The organism is uncultured Tessaracoccus sp., assembly GCF_947255005.1.
Lineage (GTDB): Bacteria > Actinomycetota > Actinomycetes > Propionibacteriales > Propionibacteriaceae > Arachnia.
Map to the genome: position 1 here is coordinate 1 of NZ_CAMYFI010000035.1, position 22,424 is coordinate 22,424.

At 64.2% G+C, this 22,424-nt stretch carries 19 protein-coding genes and 1 riboswitch; of the genes, 8 read left to right on the forward strand and 11 right to left on the reverse strand.

Annotated elements, in window-relative coordinates; genetic code table 11:
- The first annotated feature begins 122 nt into the window (after positions 1–122).
- The 7 genes from Q0X61_RS08390 (at position 123) to Q0X61_RS08420 (ending at position 9,247) form a co-directional block, all read left to right on the forward strand.
- Positions 123–818, forward strand: coding sequence for a maleylpyruvate isomerase N-terminal domain-containing protein (locus Q0X61_RS08390; protein WP_297742090.1), 696 nt, complete (start codon positions 123–125; stop codon positions 816–818).
- Positions 819–950: 132 nt separating this feature from the next.
- Complete coding sequence (locus Q0X61_RS08395; protein ID WP_297742091.1) at positions 951–1,871, forward strand: hypothetical protein; 921 nt, start codon at positions 951–953, stop codon at positions 1,869–1,871.
- Between the two features lie 37 nt (positions 1,872–1,908).
- A complete protein-coding gene (gene uvrB / locus Q0X61_RS08400) occupies positions 1,909–3,954 on the forward strand; it encodes an excinuclease ABC subunit UvrB (protein ID WP_297742092.1) in 2,046 nt (681 codons plus the stop codon).
- 56 nt (positions 3,955–4,010) lie between these two features.
- Positions 4,011–4,094, forward strand: a riboswitch (glycine riboswitch).
- 115 nt (positions 4,095–4,209) lie between these two features.
- Positions 4,210–5,325 carry a glycine cleavage system aminomethyltransferase GcvT gene (gcvT, locus tag Q0X61_RS08405; RefSeq protein ID WP_297742093.1) on the forward strand — a complete coding sequence of 372 codons (1,116 nt, stop codon included), beginning with the start codon at positions 4,210–4,212 and terminating at the stop codon, positions 5,323–5,325.
- A gap of 10 nt (positions 5,326–5,335) precedes the next feature.
- The gene (gene gcvH / locus Q0X61_RS08410) at positions 5,336–5,695 is read left to right on the forward strand and encodes a glycine cleavage system protein GcvH (protein ID WP_297742094.1); all 360 of its coding nucleotides are present in this window, start codon (positions 5,336–5,338) and stop codon (positions 5,693–5,695) included.
- A gap of 1 nt (position 5,696) precedes the next feature.
- Positions 5,697–8,525 carry an aminomethyl-transferring glycine dehydrogenase gene (gene gcvP / locus Q0X61_RS08415; RefSeq protein WP_297742095.1) on the forward strand — a complete coding sequence of 943 codons (2,829 nt, stop codon included), beginning with the start codon at positions 5,697–5,699 and terminating at the stop codon, positions 8,523–8,525.
- Between the two features lie 134 nt (positions 8,526–8,659).
- Entirely contained in the window at positions 8,660–9,247 is a 588-nt protein-coding gene (locus tag Q0X61_RS08420; protein WP_297742096.1) for a hypothetical protein, read from the forward strand.
- Here Q0X61_RS08420 and coaE read toward each other — a convergent pair.
- Together coaE and rpsA are read right to left on the reverse strand one after the other, a co-directional pair.
- The gene (gene coaE / locus Q0X61_RS08425) at positions 9,239–9,850 is read right to left on the reverse strand and encodes a dephospho-CoA kinase (RefSeq protein ID WP_297742097.1); all 612 of its coding nucleotides are present in this window, start codon (positions 9,848–9,850) and stop codon (positions 9,239–9,241) included. The genes Q0X61_RS08420 and coaE overlap by 9 nt on opposite strands.
- Before the next feature lie 242 nt (positions 9,851–10,092).
- The gene (gene rpsA / locus Q0X61_RS08430; RefSeq protein ID WP_297742098.1) at positions 10,093–11,532 is read right to left on the reverse strand and encodes a 30S ribosomal protein S1; all 1,440 of its coding nucleotides are present in this window, start codon (positions 11,530–11,532) and stop codon (positions 10,093–10,095) included.
- Positions 11,533–11,736: 204 nt separating this feature from the next.
- On the opposite strand from rpsA, the gene Q0X61_RS08435 reads away from it, so the two are divergent.
- Complete coding sequence (locus tag Q0X61_RS08435; RefSeq protein WP_297742099.1) at positions 11,737–12,426, forward strand: class F sortase; 690 nt, start codon at positions 11,737–11,739, stop codon at positions 12,424–12,426.
- 30 nt (positions 12,427–12,456) lie between these two features.
- Here the strand turns inward: Q0X61_RS08435 and polA are convergent, their stop codons facing one another.
- The 9 genes from polA to Q0X61_RS08480 all read right to left on the reverse strand — a co-directional run.
- A complete protein-coding gene (gene polA, locus Q0X61_RS08440; protein WP_297742100.1) occupies positions 12,457–15,114 on the reverse strand; it encodes a DNA polymerase I in 2,658 nt (885 codons plus the stop codon).
- A gap of 21 nt (positions 15,115–15,135) precedes the next feature.
- Positions 15,136–16,818: a DNA repair protein RecN gene (recN, locus tag Q0X61_RS08445; protein ID WP_297742101.1), complete on the reverse strand. Its 1,683-nt coding sequence runs from the start codon at positions 16,816–16,818 to the stop codon at positions 15,136–15,138.
- Between the two features lies 1 nt (position 16,819).
- Positions 16,820–17,716, reverse strand: a complete 897-nt coding sequence (locus Q0X61_RS08450; RefSeq protein WP_297742102.1) for an NAD kinase — start codon at positions 17,714–17,716, stop codon at positions 16,820–16,822.
- 26 nt (positions 17,717–17,742) lie between these two features.
- The gene (locus Q0X61_RS08455; RefSeq protein ID WP_297742103.1) at positions 17,743–19,449 is read right to left on the reverse strand and encodes an NAD-dependent malic enzyme; all 1,707 of its coding nucleotides are present in this window, start codon (positions 19,447–19,449) and stop codon (positions 17,743–17,745) included.
- Between the two features lie 24 nt (positions 19,450–19,473).
- Positions 19,474–20,190, reverse strand: a complete 717-nt coding sequence (locus Q0X61_RS08460; RefSeq protein WP_297742104.1) for a TlyA family RNA methyltransferase — start codon at positions 20,188–20,190, stop codon at positions 19,474–19,476.
- Complete coding sequence (locus Q0X61_RS08465) at positions 20,187–20,384, reverse strand: hypothetical protein (protein WP_297742105.1); 198 nt, start codon at positions 20,382–20,384, stop codon at positions 20,187–20,189. Before Q0X61_RS08465 ends, Q0X61_RS08460 begins: the two co-directional genes overlap by 4 nt.
- Entirely contained in the window at positions 20,384–21,370 is a 987-nt protein-coding gene (locus tag Q0X61_RS08470) for an HAD-IIA family hydrolase (RefSeq protein WP_297742106.1), read from the reverse strand. Before Q0X61_RS08470 ends, Q0X61_RS08465 begins: the two co-directional genes overlap by 1 nt.
- Positions 21,367–22,047, reverse strand: coding sequence for a hypothetical protein (locus Q0X61_RS08475; protein WP_297742107.1), 681 nt, complete (start codon positions 22,045–22,047; stop codon positions 21,367–21,369). Before Q0X61_RS08475 ends, Q0X61_RS08470 begins: the two co-directional genes overlap by 4 nt.
- Positions 22,011–22,424: hypothetical protein (locus tag Q0X61_RS08480; protein ID WP_297742108.1), on the reverse strand; the 414-nt coding region annotated here is incomplete at its 5' end. The genes Q0X61_RS08475 and Q0X61_RS08480, both read right to left, overlap by 37 nt.

Sequence of the window (22,424 nt, forward strand, 5' to 3'; positions counted from 1 at the left end):
TGAGCCGATGTAAGCCAACCAGCCGGCCTCGCTTTGTACGCAGCGAGGCCGGCTGCGCAATTCACCTACGACCCGGACAAGTTTTCCTGTCACTGTCCCCATTGGTTTGGTAGTTTGACAATATGACCCAGTCGCTCGCCTTCCCGGAGGTTCTGGACGCAATCCGAACCCAGACGACGCGCCTACTCGGAACCACCATTGAGTTCGACGAAGACGACTGGGCTGCACCCACGGTGTTGCCTGGATGGACGCGTTCGCACGTGGCCGCCCACCTCGTCGAGCAGGCAAGGCGCTTAACGAAGGCGCTCAGTGCCGAACAAGCATGCGACCCGGAGCCCGACCCCGCCAGCCTCCGATGTCAGTGGGAACGACAGGCCATCGACGAGGGCCTCACTCTACAAATTCGGCTCGACGAGTCTGCCGGGCAACTGCAAGAAGCCCTCGCGGGGCTCGAACGCCACACCGAGACGGTGCGCATTGCCGACGGCTGGACTGGCCCCGCATCCCTCATGCCAACATTGAGGTTGCGCGAACTCGTCGTGCATCACTTCGATCTCATCGGACGCGAAGCCCTCGATGTTCCCAGTTCGATACTGCTCACGATTGCAGAATTCGAGACGCTTCGCCCCCGCAATGCAGGGCTTCCGCCTGTGTTACTGGTGGCTGACGAGGGCTTTTCCGCTCGGATTGGCGCAGAATCGGGCGACACCACGACGGTCATCGGCCCGCTCGCTGATCTCTGCCTCTGGCTCGCGAGAGGCATCATCTCGGACCACATCAGCGGCGCGAGCACCGTGCCCATGCCGCTACGTACCTAGCCTGGGTGAGCGAATACGTGCACCGAGGCGCTGGTAGCCCTTCGGCTTCACCCATGAGAGCAGTTCAAGCGTTTCTCACGGTGAGCTCGGTGTGCCCTAAGCTGTTGCCGACACTACGTGTTGGGAGGAACAATGACGCAACCTCCGAATTGGCAGGGCAATGGCAACACTGGGGGTAGCTGGAACCAGCCAGGCCAGGGGCAAGCGCACCTAGGCTATGGGCGGCCGAGCCAGGGCTTCTCGAACCAGGGCCAAGGCCATCCACAGCGGTACTGGCAGCAATCCTATGGCCAGGGTGCGGGCCAACAGTTCCCTCCCGCAGGCGGCCAACCCTACGGATACCCGCCCCAGGAACCGAAGAAGGGGTTCCCCACCGTCGCTGTCATCTCCGTGCTCGCCACGCTCCTGATCGTCGCGGGCGGCGTCGGTATCTTTCTCGCAACCGAGGGCGAGGAGCCCACCGCTCAGCCATCTACGCAGGAGAGCAGCGAGTCTTCCGATTCGCCGGGCGAGTCTCCGTTTGACGACCCGAGCGCGACACCCGAGAAGGAGCCTTCGGCAAAGTGTGAGGAAGAGCCTCCGACAACGCCTGCGTCGCATCCGTCCGATGCCCGTACGCAGCCGGCGAACGAGAACCCCCGCGACTTCGACCTCCGTGACTTCCCGGCTAACACGTGTTACACCGTCAAGGGTTCGCCAAACAATCCGACGTTGGAGAAGTCGCCATGCCAGCAAGATCCTGCAGACGGCGTGACGCTGTATGCCATGTTCTCCCGCGCTGGAAAGCACGCGTGTTATCGCGGGTTGCCCATCGAGAGGGTTCGAGGCTCCGAGGTGATCGCGACGATGTGCTTCGGCCCCGAATTCGTGGAAGACCATTGCTACAGCAAGGACAACCACATATCCGGCTACCAACCCGCGAAGTGCCCCAACGGTGATTTCAAGGTGGCCTCCGTCGTTCCGCGTGCCAATGCCACCTGCTCCGACAGTCAGAGGGCCTACGGCTTCGGTTCCGATTGGAACCGCACCTATTGCTTCGCGCCCCCGAAGTAGCGAGGTCGCCTGACACCGGGCGCGTAGGCTAACGGTTATGCGCCCGATCGAAGAACTCCAACGTCAAGTAGCACCGCTCAAGGTGCACGCTGATTTCGAACCTTCGGGGGATCAGCCGAAGGCGATTGATGAGCTCGAGCAGCGCATCCGAGCAGGTGAACAGGATGTCGTGCTCCTGGGCGCGACAGGCACGGGCAAGACAGCGACGATCGCGTGGCTCGCGGAGCGCCTACAGCGCCCCATGTTGGTGATGCAGCCCAACAAAACGTTGGCCGCCCAATTCGCAGCCGAGCTACGTGATTTCTTCCCGGACAACGCCGTCGAGTATTTCGTGTCGTACTACGACTATTACCAGCCCGAGGCGTACTTGCCGCAGACCGATACCTACATCGAGAAAGACTCCTCGCTCAATGAAGAGGTGGAGCGGATGCGGCACGCCGCCACCAGCTCGCTGCTGACGCGCCGGGACGTGATCGTGGTCGCGACGGTTTCGGCCATCTACGGCCTCGGCACTCCCGAGGAATACCTTGACCAACGCATCACGTTGCGCGTGGGCGACGAGATGGATCGCGACGATCTGCTCAGGCATCTCGTCGACATCCAGTACGCACGCAACGACATGGGTGGTGGACGCGGCACCTTCAAGGTGAAGGGCGACACGCTCGAGGTCTACCCCATGTATGAGGAGAACGCCGTCCGGATCGAATTCTTCGGCGACGAAATCGAGCGGATCGCCACCATCCATCCCGTGAGTGCGGCCACGCTGCACGAAGATGAGCAGATCTACATCTTCCCCGCCTCCCACTACGCCGCGGGCAACGAGCGGATGGAGCGTGCGATCAACGGCATCGAGGCGGAACTCGCCGCGCGCTTGCAAGACCTTGAGGCGGCTGGCAACCTCCTGGAGGCGCAGCGCCTGAAGATGCGCACCACCTACGATCTCGAGATGATGCGCCAGATCGGCACGTGTTCCGGCATCGAGAACTACTCGCTCCACATCGACGGACGTGAGCCTGGCAGTCCCCCGTCGTGTTTGCTGGATTACTTCCCAGAAGATTTCGTGCTCGTCTTGGACGAGAGCCACGTGTCCGTGCCGCAGATAGGCGGCATGTTTGAAGGCGACGCGTCCCGGAAACGCACACTAGTAGAACACGGTTTCCGGCTGCCGTCCGCACTCGACAATCGCCCGCTGCGGTTCGACGAGTTCCAGGAGCGTATTGGGCAGACGGTGTACCTCTCGGCCACGCCCGGGCCGTACGAGCTGGAGCGTGCCGACGGCGTGGTCGAGCTCATCATCCGCCCGACGGGCCTCGTTGACCCCGAGATCGTGCTAAAACCCACCAAGGGTCAGATCGACGACCTCATCGCCGAGGTGCAGGCCCGCACCGAGCGCAACGAACGCGTGCTCGTTACAACACTGACGAAGAAGATGGCCGAAGACCTCACCGATTTCCTCGTCGAGGCAGGCATCCGAACCCGATACCTGCACTCGGACATCGCCACCTTGGAGCGCCTCGACCTGCTGCGCGATCTGCGGCTGGGCGAGTACGACGTCCTCGTCGGTATCAACCTGCTGCGCGAGGGCCTCGACCTGCCGGAGGTGTCACTCGTCGCCATTTTGGATGCCGACAAGGAAGGGTTCCTGCGCTCGGAACGCTCGCTGATCCAGACCATCGGGCGCGCAGCGCGCAACGTCGGCGGCCAGGTGCACATGTACGCCGACTCGGTGACGCCGTCGATGCAGGCCGCGATCGACGAGACGAACCGCCGCCGCGACATCCAGATGGCGTGGAACCGCGAGCGTGGCATCGATCCGCAGCCGCTGCGCAAGCGCATCGCGGATGTGAGCGAGATGCTCGCGCGAGAGGACGCCGATACCCGGGATCTCCTCGAAGGCGCAGGCAAGCGCGCGCTGGACACGTCGGCGATGGCGGAGCAGGAACTCGCTCAGCTCATCGAGGATCTCACCGCACAGATGCATCAGGCGGCCGCAGAGCTGCAATTCGAGCTGGCTGCCCGGCATCGCGATGAGATCGCCGATCTCAAGAAGGAGCTGCGGCAGATGATCGAGGCCAATAAGTAAGGCGCGTCTTTTTTCGCCGCGGCGCATCCGTGCAGATTATCTGCTGCTACGCTCGGGCTTGTCGCCCGGGAGAATCGACATCGATGCCGAAGGAGCAATCGCCCCGATAATCTCTCAGGCCCCAGAACCGGGCGATGCACAACTCTGGAGAGTGGCCACGTGGCCCGCCGAAGGATCAAAGATCTCAGGTACCGAGGACAGAGGGGGCGCCGACCCCGTCGGTTCTGCACGCTCGACCACCGTGGAGGCACCGCAATGACTGCCCTGTTAACCACCCCACTGCACGACTTCCACATCGCCCACGGTGGCTCCATGGTGGAGTTCGCCGGCTGGGATATGCCGGTGCACTACGCCGCCGGTCTGCTCGCCGAACACAACCACACTCGTGAAGCCGCGAGCCTGTTCGATGTCAGCCACATGGGGCAGGTGCTGCTCCGCGGTGACAGCCTTGAGACAGCCGGGGCCGCGCTCGAAGCGCTGACCCCCGCGAGCGTGCTGGGGTTGAAGCCGTGGCGGCAGCGCTACGGCCTCTTCACCAACGCCCAGGGCGGCATTCTGGACGACTTCATGTTCGCCAACCATGTAACGCACTGGCTCCTCGTCGTGAATGCCGCGAGGACCGAGCACGACTTGGGGCTACTGCGGCAGGTGGACGGGCTGGAGGTAGAGCACGTCACCAACCGGGCGTTGCTGGCGGTCCAGGGGCCGAAGGCGGAAGCCGAGCTCGCCCGCCTCATCCCGGACGTGACCGCAATGGTTTTCATGGATTCGCGACGGCTCAATTGGGATGGCACCGAGCTATGGGTGTCCCGGTCTGGCTACACCGGTGAGGACGGGTTTGAGGTGTCGCTGCCAGCGGAACGCGCCGTCGAGTTCGCGGAGGCGCTGCTCGCAGGCGACGTGGTTCGCCTCGCCGGGCTGGGCGCCCGGGATTCGTTGCGGCTGGAGGCCGGCATGTGTCTGTACGGCCACGACCTCTCCCCCGAGATCACGCCCGCCCAGGCCGATCTCGGCTGGGCCGTGCCGAAGGTGCGCCGCCCTGGCGGCAGCCGGGCAGGAGGGTATCCCGGCGCGGACATCGTCGCCGGGGAACTCGCCGACGATGCCTCCCGCGTGCGCGTCGGTCTCCGCCCCGACGGGCGCGCCCCCATCCGCGAGGGCGCCCGCATCTTCGCCGACGAAGCCAGTTCGGAACCCATCGCTGAGGTCACCTCCGGTTCGTTCAGCCCGACACTGCGCGCACCAGTGGCCATGGCAATGTTGCCGCAGGGCTACGCCGTCGGCGATGCGGTCTTCGCAGAGCTACGCGGCAAACGGGTGCGCTGCACCGTCGCAGAACTTCCGTTCATCCAACTCAATTACAAGCGCTGAAGGAGCCAACATGATCAAGTACACCGAAGACCACGAGTGGCTGGCGATCCACGACGACGTTGCCACCGTCGGCATCACCGCCCATGCCGCCGAGCAACTCGGCGACATCATTTTCATTGAGCTCCCCGAGGAGGGCACGGCGGTCGCGGAGGGCGACGAGATCGTCGTGATCGAGTCGGTGAAAGCCGCCTCAGATATCACGGCTCCTGTGAGCGGCACCATCGTCGAGGCGAACACGGACGTGGTGGACGATCCCGCGAGCGTGAACGACGACGCCATGTCGGCTTGGTTCTTCAAGATCAAGCTCGACGACCCGTCCATCGTCGAAGGGTTCATGGACGAGGACGCCTACGAGGCCTTGATCAGCTGACATGTGGAGCGCAACGAACTACGACCCTGACGATTTCGCACACCGTCGTCACATTGGCCCCTCCCCCTCCGAACGCGAGCGCATGCTCAAGGCCATCGGCGTGGCGTCGGTGGAGGAATTGATCGACCAGACCATCCCCCGCAGCATTCGCCAGTCCGCCGAGTTGGATTGGGAGCCGCTCACCGAAGGCGAGGTGCTGGCCCGCCTTCGCAAGGTTGCAGCCAGCAATCAGCATATGACGTCGCTGATTGGTCAGGGTTACTACGGTACGGTCACGCCGCCTGCGATCCAGCGCAACATTTTCGAGAATCCCGCCTGGTATACGGCCTATACGCCCTACCAGCCCGAGATCTCCCAAGGGCGTTTGGAGGCGTTGCTGAACTTCCAGACGATGGCCTCCGACCTCACTGGGCTGCCCATCGCCAACGCGAGCCTCCTCGACGAAGCCACCGCCGTCGCCGAGGGCATGGCCATGGCGAAGCGCGCGTCGAAGGCGAAGTCGAACGTGTTCTTCGTTGACGAGGAGCTCCACCCGCAGGTGATCTCCGTGCTCCTCACCCGGGCACGGCCACTGGGCGTGGAGTGCGTCGTCGGGCCGTTGGATTCGTTGCGCGCCAGCCAGGTGTTTGGCGCGGCGCTGGCGCATCTGGGCACGCACGGTGAGCTGCGTGATCTGTCGCAGCAGTGCGCCGACTTGCATGCCGCGAAGGCGCTCGCGGTGGTGACTTCGGACTTGCTGGCGCTGACGCTGGTGCAGGAGCCGGGCGCGATGGGTGCCGACGTGTGCGTGGGCTCGGCGCAACGCTTCGGTGTGCCGATGGGCTACGGTGGCCCGCACGCCGCGTTCATGGCGACGACGGAGGCGCTGAAACGCACGATGCCAGGGAGGCTCGTCGGAGTCTCTATCGACGCGTCTGGGGCGAAGGCCTACCGTCTCGCCTTGCAGACTCGCGAGCAGCACATCCGCCGCGAGAAGGCGACGTCAAACGTCTGCACGGCACAGGCGCTCCTGGCCGTCATGGCGTCGATGTATGCGGTGTTCCATGGCCCTCAAGGGTTGAGAGCCATCGCCGAGCGTGTGCACCTGTGGACGGTTGCGGTCGCCCGCACGCTGCGTGACGCCGGTTTCCAGGTGGCGCCGGAGCACTTCTTCGACACGCTCACCGTGCACGTCGGCGAGCACCAGGCTGACGTGTTGATGAACGCCGAGCGTCGCGGGTTGAATCTTCGTCGTGTCGGGCGCGACGCCGTCGGGATGAGCTTCGACGAGACGACGAACGCCGACATCGTGGGGCGTTTGCTGGACGCGTTTGGCGTCGACGCGGCTGCCGAGCCCGCCGCTGAGTCCGCTGTTCCCGACGAGTGGCTGCGCACCAGCGCCTACCTCACCCACGAGGTGTTCCACATGAACCGGGCCGAGACGGAGATGATGCGCTACATGCGCCGGCTCTCCGATCGTGATCTTGCGCTCGACCGCGCCATGATCCCGCTCGGGTCTTGCACGATGAAGCTCAACGCGGCGGTCGAAATGATGCCAGTGTCGTGGCCGGAATTCGCCGGGCTGCACCCCTTCGCGCCGTCCGGCCAAGCACGAGGCTACGCGGAACTCGTCGAGGATCTCGAGCAGAAGCTCTGCGCGATCACCGGATACGACGCGTTCTCGATGCAGCCGAACTCCGGCGCGCAGGGCGAGTTCGCGGGGCTCATGACGATCGCTCGCTACCACCGCTCGCGCGGTGACGAGCAGCGTCGGATTTGCCTCATCCCCACCTCGGCCCACGGCACCAACCCGGCATCGGCACACATGGCCGGCCTCGACGTCGTCGCGGTGAAGTCGCTCGACAACGGCGACATCGACCTCGACGACTTCCGCGCCAAGGCAGATGCCGCCGGCGACGAGCTCGCCGCCGTGATGATCACGTACCCGTCGACGCACGGCGTGTTTGAAGACACGGTGCGCCAGGTGGCGGGGATCACCCATGCGCATGGCGGGCAGGTCTACATCGACGGCGCCAATATGAACGCCCTCGTCGGGCTGGTGAAGCTTGGTGAGATTGGCGGCGACGTGAGCCACCTCAATCTGCACAAGACCTTCGCCATCCCGCACGGTGGCGGCGGTCCGGGGATGGGCCCCATCGGGGTCAAGCAGCATCTTGTGGAGCACCTGCCGACCGATCCGGCGACGGGCGAGGAGGGTGCAGTCAGCGCTGCGGCGTTCGGTTCTGCGTCGGTGCTGCTGATCTCCTGGGCCTACCTCTTGCTGATGGGCGGGCAGGGGCTTAAGCATGCGACGGAGTCGGCCATTTTGAATGCCAACTACATCGCGGCGAGGCTGGGCGAACGCTACCCGGTGCTGTACGCGGGTGAGGCAGGGCGCGTCGCGCACGAGTGCATCCTCGACACCCGTGTGTACGCGCCGAAGGTGACGGTCGATGACTTCGCGAAGCGCCTCGTCGATCACGGTTTCCACGCGCCGACGATGTCGTTCCCCGTTGCGGGGACGCTGATGGTGGAGCCCACAGAGTCGGAGACGCTGTTCGAGCTGGATCGCTTCTGTGACGCCATGCTCGAGATGGCCGACGAAGCCGACGCGGTGCTACGTGGAGATATCGCGCCGGAGGATTCGCCGCTTCGGCATGCCCCGCATACCGCCAAGAGCCTCGTCGGAGACTGGAACCGGGCGTACACGCGTGAGCAGGCCGTGTTCCCGGCAGGCACTCGCAATGTCGACAAGTACTGGCCCGCAGTGGGTCGCGTCGACAACGCGTACGGCGACCGCAACCTCATGTGCACGTGTCCCCCGTGGGGCGAGGACAACTTGGACGCCTGAACCTCTTTACGAATCAAGGTCAGCCGCGCCCGGAGCGTCTAGGGTCTCCTCCACATACCCCTTCCTCGCGACCCGTTCCCGTGTTACGCTCGCCGAAGATTCGGCACCGCCGCCGACGAGCCCAAGGAGAACCCATGCCCGCTCGCCTCCGCTCACTGATCGCAACTCTCGCTGTACTGGCGCTGGCGGGCTGCGGCGCCCAGCCCGCCGAGCCGGCTCCGTCGGCGCCCGTCACGATGCACGTCGACGGGCCTGTCTACGACTCTCTCGACCAGCTCGACCGCGACGCCGACGTCATTGCCTCGCTCGAGATCATCTCCTCGAAGCAGGACGAGCTGCTGCCCGAGTACTCCGGTGACGACCCCAGCACCAACCCCGCAGCCGGGGCGCCCGCCGCTCCCAGCTCGGAGGACATCCGCGACGGAGCCGTCCCGATCACCGTGCACACCGTACGCGTCGTGGATGTGCTGCGCGGAGCAGGCGACGGGGAGGAACTCACGCTGATCGAACTCGGCGGGCCGAAGGCCACCGTCCAAGACCGCCCGAAGCTCACCGACGCTCTGGGCCCGGACACCGTCGCTTTCCTCACGCGACTTCCCGACGGCCGCTACGAGGTGCTGGGCCGAGGGCAGGGCCTCCTCCAGCGCCGCGACTACCAGTATGTGAGCCTCACCGAGCCGCGGATCAGCGTCGACGAGCAGCGGGTGACCTCGCTACGTTGAGCCCTCGCCCGAGGCTTCGCTCCGCAAGCGCGCCATCGTCGCTTCCACCTGCTCGCGGACCGCAGCGAGGCTGCCTGAGTTGTCGATGACGTGGGTTGCCGCGGCGAGCCGCTCCTCCCGCGTCGCCTGAGAATGAATCCTCGCCCATGCCTCGTCGTCGGAATAGTTGTTTCGAGCAATCAGCCGCGCATGCTGAACCTCGACAGGCACGTCCACAACAATGACTTCGTCGAAGCCCCGCTCGAGTCCTCCCTCCACCAGCAGCGGAATCACCGAAATTGCCACGACGTCCGCCGGCACCTCGGCGAGTAGCTGCTCGCGGCGCGCCGCCACCAGCGGATGCGTGATGGCACCTAGATCACGGCGAGCTTCGTCGTCGCCGAAGACGATCGCTCCCAACGCTGCCCTGTCGAGCTGGCCGTCGTCGGTGAGGACTCTTTTCCCGAAGCGCTCGACGATGGCCTCCAGCCCAGGCGTCCCCGGCTCGACCACTTCGCGAGCGAGCACATCCGAATCCACGATGACCGCCCCCAGCTCAGCAAACATGTCCGCGACGGTGGACTTGCCCGAGGCAATACCTCCGGTCAGTGCGATACGTGTCATGCACACGATCATGCCAGCTTCGCGCAGCCGGCGACGATTACGCCCACCCCGAGAAAGCAGGCCCAAGGAAGAAACTGCAAAACTCGCCAACAGCTGGACGCCTCCAGCGTGCGCCAAGCGTAAGGCTTCGCACTGTTGGCGAGTTTTGCAGTTTCTCCCTGCGGCACCCAGGCTTCCCTGCATCCCGCCCAGAACGCCAAACGGCGCCCCCTTGGGGGCGCCGTTTGTACGTTGTCAGCGGATCAGTTGCCGCCGGTCAGCTTCTCGCGGAGAGCCTGCAGTGCTTCGTCAGAAGCGAGCGAGCCCTCGTCGGTGGTTTCGGAGACGTAGCCAGTGCCGGCTTCGACTGCGGCTTCGCGGGCCTCGGTCTCGGCGTCCTCGACCTGACGCTTGTGGGCCTCCCAGAGTGCCTGAGCTTCGGCGTACTGGGCCTCCCAAGCAGCGCGCTGCTCTTCGTAGCCTTCCTTCCACTCGTTGGTCTCCGGATCGAAGCCCTCGGGGTAGATGTAGTTGCCCTGCTCGTCGTAGCTGGCCGTCATGCCGTACAGCGACGGATCGAACTCGTCGGCTGCGACGTCAACACCCTCGTTCGCCTGCTTGAGCGAGAGGGAAACGCGGCGACGCTCGAGGTCGATGTCGATGACCTTGACCATGACGTCGTCGCCAATGGAGACGACCTGCTCGGGGATCTCGACGTGACGCTCAGCGAGCTCGGAGACGTGGACGAGGCCCTCGATGCCTTCGCCCACGCGAACGAATGCACCGAACGGCACCAGCTTGGTGACCTTGCCAGGCACGATCTGGCCGATCTGGTGCAGACGGGCGAAGGTCTGCCACGGATCTTCCTGAGTGGCCTTGAGCGACAGCGACACGCGCTCGCGATCCATGTCGACTTCCAGCACCTCGACAGTTACAGGCATGCCCACCTCGACGACCTCGTTCGGGTGGTCGATGTGCTTCCACGACAGCTCGGAGACGTGCACGAGCCCGTCGACGCCGCCGAGGTCGACGAATGCACCGAAGTTGACGATGGAGGACACGACGCCCTTGCGGATCTGGCCCTTCTGCAGCGCGGTGAGGAACGAGTGGCGCACCTCGGACTGGGTCTGCTCAAGCCACGCACGACGCGACAGCACAACATTGTTGCGGTTCTTGTCGAGCTCGATGATCTTCGCTTCGAGCTCCATGCCAACGTACGGCTGGAGGTCGCGCACACGACGCATCTCGACCAGCGACGCCGGGAGGAAACCGCGCAGACCAATATCGACGATCAGGCCGCCCTTGACGACCTCGATGACGGTGCCGGAGACAACGCCGTCCTCGTCCTTGATCTTCTCGATGGTGCCCCACGCACGCTCGTACTGTGCACGCTTCTTCGAGAGAATAAGGCGGCCTTCCTTATCCTCCTTCTGCTGCACCAGAGCCTCGATCTCATCGCCAACCTGGACGACCTCGGACGGGTCCACATCGTGCTTGATGGAGAGTTCCTTGGAAGGAATAACGCCTTCGGTTTTGTAACCGATGTCGAGCAGGACTTCGTCGCGGTCGACTTTGACAACGGTGCCGGAGACGATGTCTCCGTCGTTGAAGTATTTAATGGTTTCATCGACGGCTTCAAGGAACGCTTCTGGGCTGCCGATGTCGTCAACCGCTACGGGCGACGCCTCAGTAGGGGAGGTCATGAAAGATGGGCTCCGATTTGGATGGTATGAACTTGGACGCACGGCGGTTGTGAAGCGAAGTGATGCGCTTCGCGTTGACCCCACTCCGTCCGAGGGCACAACAAACCACAATGCGGTTCAACATTAGGCCATCGCTCAAAGCGGGTCAATCCCACCCTCCCTGAGGGATGAGGGCTTCTTGTAGGGCGCTGTAGACTCCACGGCGTGAACTCGCGTAACAAGATTATCGCCATCGTTGCAGCCGTTGCAGCTCTCATCCTCATCGTCGGCGGCGGCCTGTATCTCGCCCGCCCCAAGGACGCACCCGAAGCCGCTTCGACGCCCAGCAGTAGTGCACCGGCGTCGACGCCCGTGTCGTCAGTTGCCCCGTCTGAGAGCCCAACAAAGGGGCTCACCTGCACCACCACAACCGACGGGTTCGTTCCAGTCCGTTACACCTTCTCTGGAGCGCTCCAGGCAGACGAAAAGGTGCTCTCTCTGGGGCAAGACGATGAAGGCAACATCGCCGCTCCTCCGCCTGCCGAGAAGCGCACGGCCGCTTGGTGGAATGAAGGCCCGAAACCCGGCACGCCGGGCAAGACGGTGCTCTCGATTCACACCTATCGCAACGGCAAGGCGCTCGGCAACGAGATGTACAAGGATGGCGCCTCGCAGATGAAGCCTGGCGATGAGATCAAGCTGTACGGTGAGAACGGCGAGGTAGCCTGCTACAAGTTCACCGAGGCCAAGAAGGTTATGGTCGACGAGTACGACCCGGATTCCGACGCGATGGTGGACTTCGACGGCGACTCCGAGGTCGCTATCATCATCTGCTGGGATTTCGACGGCAAGGCGGAAGAGCAGGGCCGTGATCCTTGGAAGTCTCGCGTGTTCTTCTACGGAGAACTGTTCTGAATCGGCCCTGCCGCGTCAGTCGCTTCGGGGTTAGTGGGCGGCACTGTGCCAGTTGTCGCCCACCCCGATAGACACTGCCAGCGGCACCTTGAAGTCAGCTGCTCCCTCCATCGCCTCAGCGACGAGCTGGGCCACATCATCGCGTTCTTCTGGGGCAATCTCGAGCACGAGTTCGTCGTGCACCTGAAGCAGTACCCGGCTGCGAAGCTTCGCCGATGTCAGCGCGGCGTCAACCGCGAGCATGGCGAGCTTGATCACGTCCGCAGCGGAGCCCTGGATGGGGGCGTTCAGCGCGGCACGCTGCGCCATCTCACGGCGCTGACGGTTCGACGACTGCAGGTCGGGCAGGTAGCGGCGTCTCCCCAGCATCGTCTCCGTGTATCCCTTGGCGCGGGCATCGTCGACGAGCCCAGCCAAGTAGCGCTGTACCCCACCCACGCGGGCGAAGTACTCGTCCATCAGCTCCTTCGCCTCTGAGACCGGAATGCCGAGCTGATTGGACAATCCGTAAGCGCTCAGCCCGTAGGCGAGCCCGTAGTTCATTGCCTTGATACGAGCGCGCATCTCCCCCGTCACCGCCGACGACTCCACGTGGAAGACCTTCGCAGCCATCTCGTTGTGGAAGTCACGGCCCGATTGAAAGGCCTCGATGAGCCCCTCATCGCCCGAGCCATCAGCCATGAGGCGCATCTCGATTTGCGAGTAGTCGGCACTCATCAGGGCCGAGTAGCCGTCGCCTGAAACAAAAGCCGTGCGGATTCGTCTGCCTAATTCGGTGCGGATGGGAATGTTTTGCAGGTTGGGTTCGGTCGACGAAAGCCTCCCAGTGGCGGCGATCGTCTGCTGGTAGGTGGTGTGGATACGTCCGTCTGGGCCTACCGCCGCGAGCAAACCATCCACCGTTTGCCGCAACTTGATGCGGTCGCGGTGGTTGAGCAGGTGCTCCAGGAATGGGTGTTCGGTTTTGGCAAACAGGTCGGCCAGGGCTTCCGCGTCGGTGGTGTAGCCCGACTTGGTGCGCCGCGTCTTCGGCATGCCAAGCTCGTCGAAGAGCACCGTCTGCAGTTGCTTCGGCGAACCCAGGTTGACCTCATGGCCCAGCACCTCGTACGCCTGCGATTGTGCCGTCTGGACGGCTTCGTCGAACTCCGCGCGCAACGATTGCAGGCGCTCCATGTCCACAGCGATGCCGGTGCGTTCCATACCCGCAAGCACCTGCATGAGAGGCTGTTCTAGATCAACGAGAAGCGAGCGCTGCCGCGATTCGTCGAGCTTGCTCTCGAGCACCTCCGCCAGATCCAGAACAGTACGAGCACGCAACATGGCGTTGTCGGCGTCGGTGTCGTCATCGAAATCCAACGTCTGCTGGGCGGGCGCATCGTCGTGGTTGAGCGAACGTTTAAGGTAGCGCATCGCGAGGTCTTCGAGCGCATACGAGCGCTGCTCCGGGTGCAAGAGATACGCCGCGAGCAACGTGTCGCATCGCACCCCGTCAAGCTGCCACCCCCGCTCCCAGATGCCCAACAGCGGGCCCTTCGCGTCGTGGATGACCTTGAGGCGTTTCGGATCGGCCAACCAGCTCGCGACAGCCTTGTCGTCGTCGGGGCCTAGATCGGACGTCGCGAAATATGCCGCCGCACCGTCGGCGCTGGCGACGGCGATCCCTATGATGTCGCCAGTGCCCCGCCCATAGTGCCCGACGAGGTGCACTCCCACCGGATTCGCGGTGTGGGCGCCAAGCCAACTGGCGACGGTGCCGGGCACGAGCACCGATCCCTCCACCTCCACGCTCTCGGCAGGCGAAGGCTCGTCGGCTTCTCCTCCCAGCTCGTCGAGGCGGGCACTCAGCACCCGGAACTCGAGCGCATCGAACAAGCTGGCGACGGCCTCGCGATCCCACGGCTCGCGGCCGAAGTCACCCGGGACAACCTCAAGTTCCACCGTGCGAACCAGTGCGTTCAGCCGGCGGTTTCGACGAACGTCGTCCAGGTGAGCGCGGAAGTTCTCGCCGGCCTTACCTCGCACGCTCTCTGCATTGTCGACGAGGTTGTCGAGGCCGTCGTACTCCTTTAGCCATTTGGCGGCGGTTTTGGGGCCAACCCCCGGAACTCCCGGCAGGTTATCGCTCGTCTCGCCCACGAGCGCGGCGAGCTCAGGGTACCTAGCGGGCGGCACGAAGTACTTTGCTTCAACGGCCTCCGGGTTCAGCCGAGCGAGATCGGAGACACCCTTCCTCGGATACAACACCGTGATGTTCTCGTTGACGAGCTGGAGTGCGTCACGATCGCCCGTGACGATGTTAACGGTGAAGTCGTCTGCGGCCGCCTCCGTGGCCAGCGTGGCGATGATGTCGTCGGCTTCGTAACCTTCCTTCTCGATGTGCTCGATGCGCAGCGCGTCGAGCACCTCTTTCACCAGTTCGACCTGGCCGCGGAATTCATCGGGCGACTTCGACCGCGTCGCTTTGTACTCGGGGTACTCGTCGGTGCGGAATGAGTGCCGGGAAACGTCGAAGGCCACAGCCACATGCGTTGGCTGCTCATCTCTGAGCAGATTGATGAGCATCGATGTGAAACCGAACACCGCATTCGTGTGCTGGCCGGTGGATGTCTGAAAGTTCTCGGCGGGCAGCCCGAAGAAGGCCCGGTACGCCATCGAGTGTCCGTCGATCAGCAGAAGTTTCTTCACCCAATCGACTCTAGCCGCTCGCTACGACGCTGTGGGCTGTGGTGCGCGGGCCGCGTCTTGCAAGAGTTCTGCGGCGTGCCTGCGGGAGGCCTCCGTGTCAGCAGAACCACCCATCATGCGCGCGAGCTCGGTCACACGCTCCTCCCCTCGCACTTCCGCGACGTCCGAGACCGTCACAGCCCCGTCGCTGGACTTCCGCACGACGAGGTGTTGATCCGCGAAGGCAGCCACCTGCGCGAGATGGGTGACGACGATCACCTGCGACCTGGCAGCCAGACGCTGCAAGCGCCGGCCGATTTCCAAGCCGACGGCGCCTCCCACGCCCGCGTCGACCTCGTCGAAAACAAAGGTGTGGCCCTCAGCGTTGGCGAGCACCACCTCGAGCGCGAGCCGTACCCGCGAGAGCTCACCGCCTGACGCCACTTTGGCGAGCGGGGCGGGTTCGGAGCCCGGGTTCGCGCTGAACAGCAGCTCCACTTTGTCCGCTCCGTGCGGACCGAGCGGCGCGTCGCTGACCTGGAATGTCAGCCTCGCGTGCGGCATCGCGAGGGCTGCGAGTTCCGCCTGCGCCTGCCGAGCGAGGGACTCCGCGGCGCCATGTCTAGTCTCGGAGATGTCTTTCGCGAGGGCGACGAGTTCCGCCTCCAGGTGCTCCTTGCGCCTACGCAGCTTCGAGATTCGTTCGTCGGAACCATCCAGCGTGTGCAGGCGCTGCGCCGAGTTGTCCGCCCAGGCGAGCACTTCGTCGATGGTGGTGCCGTACTTGCGCGTCAGTCCGGCGAGCACGGCTCGTCGCTCGGCCACAGCTTCAAGGCGGAGCGGGTCGTCGACGAGATCCGTGAGGTAGGTCGCCAGGTTTGCTGCGAGGTCGTCTAGGAGCACCTGTGCTTCCTCGGCCCGCGAGTGCAGCGAGGACGCCGCGGCATCGTGGGCGGCGAGTTCGCGTAACGCCTTGCGCCCCTGACCGAGAAGCCCCACAGCGCTGGGCGCGTCGAAATCCTGTTCGTCTCCGCTCAAGGCGAGGGACGCACGCTGCGCGAGCTGGCGTAGCGCGTCGAGGTCTTGGAGCTTCGCCTGCTCAGCTTCCAATGCGGCATCTTCTCCTGCGACGGGGTTCGCGGCGCCGATCTCCTCCAGGCCGTAACGCAGCATGTCGGCCTCGCGGGCACGCTCCAAGGCAGCAGACTCGAGCTCCTCGAGTTCCGCAGCGACAGCTTCATGCTCGCGGTACGCCTCACGGTAGCGAACGAGCCCATCGGGATTGGCGTGCGCGTCGAGGAGCTCCCGCTGCCGTTCGGGGGCGCCGAGCCGCAGCTGCTCCGACTGGCCATGAATCGTCGCCAACTCCAGTCTGGCGAGGGTGCTCACCGGCACGGGGCTACCGCCTACTACCGCACGCGAACGCCCGGCGGCGCTCAACTGCCGCACGGTGACCAGCTCGTTCCCGTCGAGCTCCGCGCCCAGCTCGGCGACGGCTTCACTCGTCGGGGGATCGACTTGCCAGCGTCCTGCGACAATGGCCTTCGAAGCACCGCGACGCACCACGCCCGAGTCCGCTCGGGCGCCCAGCAGCTGCCCAATGCCGTGCACGATCATGGTCTTACCCGCGCCCGTCTCTCCTGTCACGGCGATGAGCCCAGGACGCAAATCGAGCTGCGTGTGCTGCACCACACCGAAGTCGGTGAGGGTGAGTTCCTCCAGCACGTCAGTTCCTTCCCCAGCCGCGAACCGGCAGAGCGAACTTCTTCACCAACCGAGTGGTGAACGGCTGTTCCGACAAGCGAGCGATGCGCAGTTTGTGACTTGAGGACGTGACGATCACCTCATCGCCAGATTCGAGCTCGTAGCTGGTGCGACCATCGCACCACAAAATGCCGTGCGGGCCCTCGATCGACTGTTGGAGTAGCACCGTCGATTCAGGACTCAGCACGAGTGGCCGGTTGAACAGCGCGTGGGCGGCGAGCGGGACGATGAGCATGGCCTGCACGTCGGGCCAGATTACTGGGCCTCCAGCAGAGAATCCGTAGGCTGTCGACCCGGTCGGCGTGCTCACCAACACCCCGTCGCAGCTCCAGCGGCTGAGCGGTCGTCCATCTACGCTCACGAGCACCGTCAGCATGCGTTCCCGCGCAATCTTCTCCAGCGATACTTCGTTGATTGCGGAGGCGTGCCAGCGTTCCTCCCCGTCGCGCACGACGACGACGTCGAGCACCAGGCGTTCCTCGACGCTGAACCGCCGTTCGTCGACAACATGCGGGAGCGCCCCGATGTCGGACGGCTCCATCTCGGCCAGAAAACCGACGTGCCCGAGGTTCACGCCCAACACGGGGATGTCGTGTTGCAGCGCCCACCCCGCAGCACGCAGCAGGGTGCCGTCGCCACCGAAGACGACAGCGAGTTCGCAGCCTGGAACCGTTGCGTCATCAACGATGACCTCCAGCGGCTCTCGCACGCTATTGGTCAGGCGCGCCTTGTCGACCGCCCGGACCGCCACTCGAAACCCACGCTCCGTGATGTCGTCGATGAAGGCGGTAGCGCCGTCGATTGCTTCTTCCTTCTCCGGGTGGAGAAACACCGCTACGCTCCTAGTCACGGCATCCACCCTAAGGCATTGCTGGCGTGCGCGCTTCAGAGCACAATCCTCGCGTACTCCGGTTCCCACACAGCGTCGACGACGGCCTGCACCGGATCGTCGATCTGCACCCGAGCCAACCCCTCCTCCTGCGCGCACCGCACCACCGCGAGCGCGACGGTGGAGGACACCAACCTCAGCTGGTCCATGGCAGGCAGCAACGACGCGCCTGGCCGTTTATCGTCGTACGTGAGCGATGCGACGGCGCGGGCAGCAGCGATGATCATCCTGTCGCTGACGCGGCTGGCTCTACTCACGGCCACGCCGAGCCCTAAACCGGGGAATACGAGCGCGTTGTTGGCCTGTGCAATCTCGTAGCGCATCTCATCGCGCTGCACCGGCTCAAAGGGGGAGCCTGTGGCGATGAGCGCCATTCCTTCGGTCCAGTCGAGGAGGTCTTCCGGCATAGCCTCCGCGAGGGAGGTGGGGTTCGACAGCGCGAAAATGATGGGTTCAGGAGCATGTTGCTGCATGGCTTCGACGACTTCTCGCGTGAAGGAACCTGCCTGTGCGGAGGTGCCGATGAGGATCGTCGGCTGCGCGTGCCGCACCGTCGAATACAAATCGATACGCCCGCGCTCATCACTCCATTCGGCAACTTCTTCCTTCCGGCGCGCGTAAGGCGCTTGGAAGTCTCGCACGGGCAGGCCTTCAACGATGAGGCCTCGGCTGCCCAGGCACCAGAAACGTTGGTTCGCCTCTTCTTGGCTCAGCCCCTCCTCCACCATGGCATCGCGGATGGCGTTGGCGACGCCGATGCCCGCAGATCCGGCGCCGTGCACGACGATGCGCTGGTCGCACAAGCGGCCCTTCGCGCGGTGCACGGCGGATAGCACGGCTGCGAGCACGATGGACGCGGTGCCTTGAATGTCGTCGTTGAATGCGCACATCTCGTCACGGTACTTATCCAGTAACCGGTGTGCGTTGCCGGCTGCGAAGTCCTCGAAGTGCAGCATGGCGTTGGGGTACAGACGCTGCACCGCCTTCACGAATTGGTCGACGAACTCGTCGTAGCGAACGCCTCGCACCCGCGCGTGGCGTTCGCCGACGTACTGGTCGCTGTTGAGCAGCTTCAGGTTGTCGGTGCCGACGTCGAGCACGACGGGAATGCATCGCCGTGGATGGATGCCTGCCGCCGCGGTGTAGACGGCAAGTTTTCCCGTCACAATGGCGATGCCGCCCACGCCCTGATCACCGATACCCAGGATGCCTTCCGAATCTGTCACCACGACGAGATCAACTTGGTCCGCACCGAGCCCGTAATTCTGCAGAGCCGTTTCGATGAGTTCGGGATGGTCGATGGAGAGATAGACACCACGTGGACGCTGGTACCACTGACTGTATTCCTGGATGACCTGCCCAATCGTGGGCGTGTACACGATCGGTAGCATCTCCTCGATGTGCTCTGCGAGCAGCCGATAGTAGAGCACCTCGTTGCGGTCACGCATGTGCGCCAGGTAGAGGCTCTTCGCGAGGGGATCAGGCTGCCGCAGGTACTGGCGATACACCCGCCTCACTTGGTCTTCGATGGGGCGCTGCCCGGGTGGCAACAAGCCGATGAGACCAAGCGCGGCTCGCTCCTCATGCGTGAAGGCAACACCGCGGTTCAGCATGGGGCGGTTGAGCAGCTGATAGCCTCGCACCGTAATGGGAATCTGCTCACCACTATCTAGTTCGAGGAATGGAGGCTCGATGTCAGTCATATGAGAAAGTCTATTCTCGCCCGCTCAACCCTTGCGACGCATAGCGAGAAATATCTCAACGTTGCCATGGGTGCCCGGCAACGCGCTCGTTCCGCGCCACCAAGGCTCCCAACCCAGCCGGGCCGCGGCAGCAACCACATTCTCGACGGCATGCTTCCGCTCGAGTTCATCCGCGACGATTCCCCCCGCCCCGAGCTTCTCTCGCCCCACCTCGAATTGTGGCTTCACAAGTAGTAACGCAGTACCTCGGCAGACAGCGAACAGTGGTTCGAGCAGCAGCGTCAGCGAAATAAAACTGACATCACCCACCACCAGATCCACAGGTTCATCGTCGAGGTGCTGCATCTGCAGATCGCGCAGGTTGAGGCCCTCATGCGTTACGACGCGGGCGTCCTCGCGCAGCTGCGGCACCAACTGACCATGCCCCACGTCGACGGCATACACCCTTCGAGCGCCCCGCTCGAGACACACCTGGGTAAAGCCTCCCGTCGACGCGCCCGCGTCGAGCACCCGGGGCGGCACGGCGATGCAGGCCTGGTCGAGCGCGCCGATCAGTTTGTAGGCAGCACGGGACACCCAGCGCTCGGCATCAGCCTCAATGCGGTCGGCGTCGCTGACGCTGAGCGACGCCTTGGTGGCGGTCGCTCCATTGACGCGCACGCGACGCTCGGCGATGAGCCGCGCAGCACGGTTTCTCGACGAGGCCAGCGAGCGCTCCACGAGCGCGGTGTCGAGCCTCACCCGACGCCGGGGATCCGCAGCTGCGAGACGTCAGCGTTATGCAACACACCAGACAGGAGTTCTTGGGCCTGCCCAAGATGCACAAGCTGAGCGTCGATGGAGAGCTCTTCGACGCCGTCGAGCGAAGCCATTGCCTCCTCCACCAAGCGGGAGCGTTGCACATCATGCGGCGCGGCGTCCGCGGGGGTAGGCATCAACGCACCCCCTGGAGGGTATTGGCCGCGTCAAAAACGTCGGCGTCATCGCTCCAGGCCAGCTGCAGCAGCACCCACAAGGCGTCGAGCTGCGCCTCAATGTCCAACGGGGTGGTCAGCAGCTTGGCGTGACCGCCCTCGACGGCCACCCGTTGCTGGCGGCACACCCACTCGTTCTCACGGCGCTCAACGCTCCGCGGCTCCTCCAGTAGCGCAGAGATGTCATAGCCAATGTGCGTCGGGCGTTCCCCCGCCTGCGCAGCAATCAAGTCGTGCTTCCCATGCGCACCAGTGAACACGAACAGCGAAACCATGCCCACGTTGTTGGCGCCAAGGATGTCGGTGTCGATGCGATCGCCGACGAAGATTGGACGTTTAGCACCCAGGCGCTCGACGGTTTCTACGAGCAGTGGTGGGTAGGGCTTGCCCGCGATATCAGGCTGTACGTCGACACACGCTTGAATCGCCTGCACTTGAGCGCCGCAACCCGGGACGATTCCTTCGTGTGTCGGGCGAGTCATGTCGGGGTTGGTGACGAACCATCGCGCCCCGTCCTGGATGGCGAAGGCCCCCATTTCCAAACGCCGCCAGTCGAGATCCGGGTCGTAGCCTTGCACAACGGCGTCGGGACGATCACTGCGTTGCGTCACGACGGTGTAACCCGCCTGACGAAGCTGGGCTTCGAGGGCCGACGAGCCAACCGGAAGTACCGTCGCGCCAGCAGGGAGCTCCTCACCCAGCATGCGCAGGGTGGCCATCGTGGAGTTCACGATGTCGGCGTCGTTTGCCTCGATGCCAAGATGTTGCAGATGCTCCGCTACGACTTGGGGAGTACGCGCAGCGTTGTTAGTGACGAATCCCACTTTGGTGCCGCCCTGCCGCAAAGTGTGCAGCACCTCGGGTACACCGTCGATAGCATTTGGGCCGAGATAAATGACCCCGTCAAGATCAAACAGCGCAGCGTCGTGGGTTGTAATCAAGCTCATTGGGCATCCTCCTGGTCGGCATCAACTGCAGCGTTCATATGGCTCGGCAAGGTGACGCCATCGAGCTCAGCGATGCGATCGGAGGTGTCGAGCAGCGCCTGTCGATCGAGTTCCCCCGAAGTCACGAACGCGGCCCGGGCGCCTGCCTCGTCACCAGATGCGAGTAGCAGGTCGGCCAGCGCGTAGTGGAGCCTGGCCCGGGCAAATGCCGGACCAACTCTCTGGCCTGCAACAGTTCGCAACAGCCGAAGCGCCTCATCGTGTTGCCCAAGATCGTTGCGCACACCCGACTCGACGATCACGGCCTCGATCACGACGGCCGGGTCAGTCTTTCGGGTGTCAAGCTCCGCGAGCAGCTCAAGGGCGTCACGGGGACGGCCCAACGCGCGTTCGCAGTCGGCCATGACTGGAATGAGGTCATCACCGCCAGACATGCGGCGGATGGCGCGATACTCCCGCAACGCAATGGCATACTCTTCCGCCGCATAGGCGGTTTCCGCCGCAGCTTCACGCACGACGGGTAAGCGTGGGGCCAGCTGACGCGCGGTCTCAGCGTGTTGAAACGCCAGCGCAGGATCCTCGTCGACGAGCACCCCCGCCGCCCAGATGTGTGCAGCGACCCGATCAGCGCGTTCCTTGGTCAGGCCGCGCAGCTCGGCCCTAACGCCAAAAGGCAAGGCCTTCTCCTCGAAACCTTCGGGGACAGGAGGCCCGGCAATCGCCTTCTCATCGCGCTGAGCATCGTCACGTCGCGTGCTGCGACGTTCGCGCCCCTCACCCCTCTCATCTCCGCGACGCGGTCCTCGACGAGGACCCTGCGCCCACGGACGCTTCGCATCGGAGCGAGCAGACCTGCGTTCAGCGCCAGCACGGTGCCCTGTGCGCTGCGGAGCCCGACCACCACTGCCGGTTCTCCCTCGACGTTGCTCCTCGTCACGGGAACCGCCCTTACGATCGTGGCTGTCCGAACGCTGATCGTCGCTATCTGCAAGCATGTTTCCATCTTCTCATCTGCCGGTTCAAGGTGCGAACCGTACTTTGATCTGCCCCTCGA

Coding starts and splice junctions, on each gene's coding strand:
- Q0X61_RS08390 (WP_297742090.1), top strand. CDS start 123: ATGACCCAGTCGCTCGCCTTCCCGGAGGTTCTGGACGCAATCCGAACC.
- Q0X61_RS08395 (WP_297742091.1), top strand. CDS start 951: ATGACGCAACCTCCGAATTGGCAGGGCAATGGCAACACTGGGGGTAGC.
- uvrB (WP_297742092.1), top strand. CDS start 1,909: ATGCGCCCGATCGAAGAACTCCAACGTCAAGTAGCACCGCTCAAGGTG.
- gcvT (WP_297742093.1), top strand. CDS start 4,210: ATGACTGCCCTGTTAACCACCCCACTGCACGACTTCCACATCGCCCAC.
- gcvH (WP_297742094.1), top strand. CDS start 5,336: ATGATCAAGTACACCGAAGACCACGAGTGGCTGGCGATCCACGACGAC.
- gcvP (WP_297742095.1), top strand. CDS start 5,697: ATGTGGAGCGCAACGAACTACGACCCTGACGATTTCGCACACCGTCGT.
- Q0X61_RS08420 (WP_297742096.1), top strand. CDS start 8,660: ATGCCCGCTCGCCTCCGCTCACTGATCGCAACTCTCGCTGTACTGGCG.
- coaE (WP_297742097.1), bottom strand. CDS start 9,850: ATGACACGTATCGCACTGACCGGAGGTATTGCCTCGGGCAAGTCCACC.
- rpsA (WP_297742098.1), bottom strand. CDS start 11,532: ATGACCTCCCCTACTGAGGCGTCGCCCGTAGCGGTTGACGACATCGGC.
- Q0X61_RS08455 (WP_297742103.1), bottom strand. CDS start 19,449: ATGACTGACATCGAGCCTCCATTCCTCGAACTAGATAGTGGTGAGCAG.
- Q0X61_RS08465 (WP_297742105.1), bottom strand. CDS start 20,384: ATGCCTACCCCCGCGGACGCCGCGCCGCATGATGTGCAACGCTCCCGC.
- Q0X61_RS08470 (WP_297742106.1), bottom strand. CDS start 21,370: ATGAGCTTGATTACAACCCACGACGCTGCGCTGTTTGATCTTGACGGG.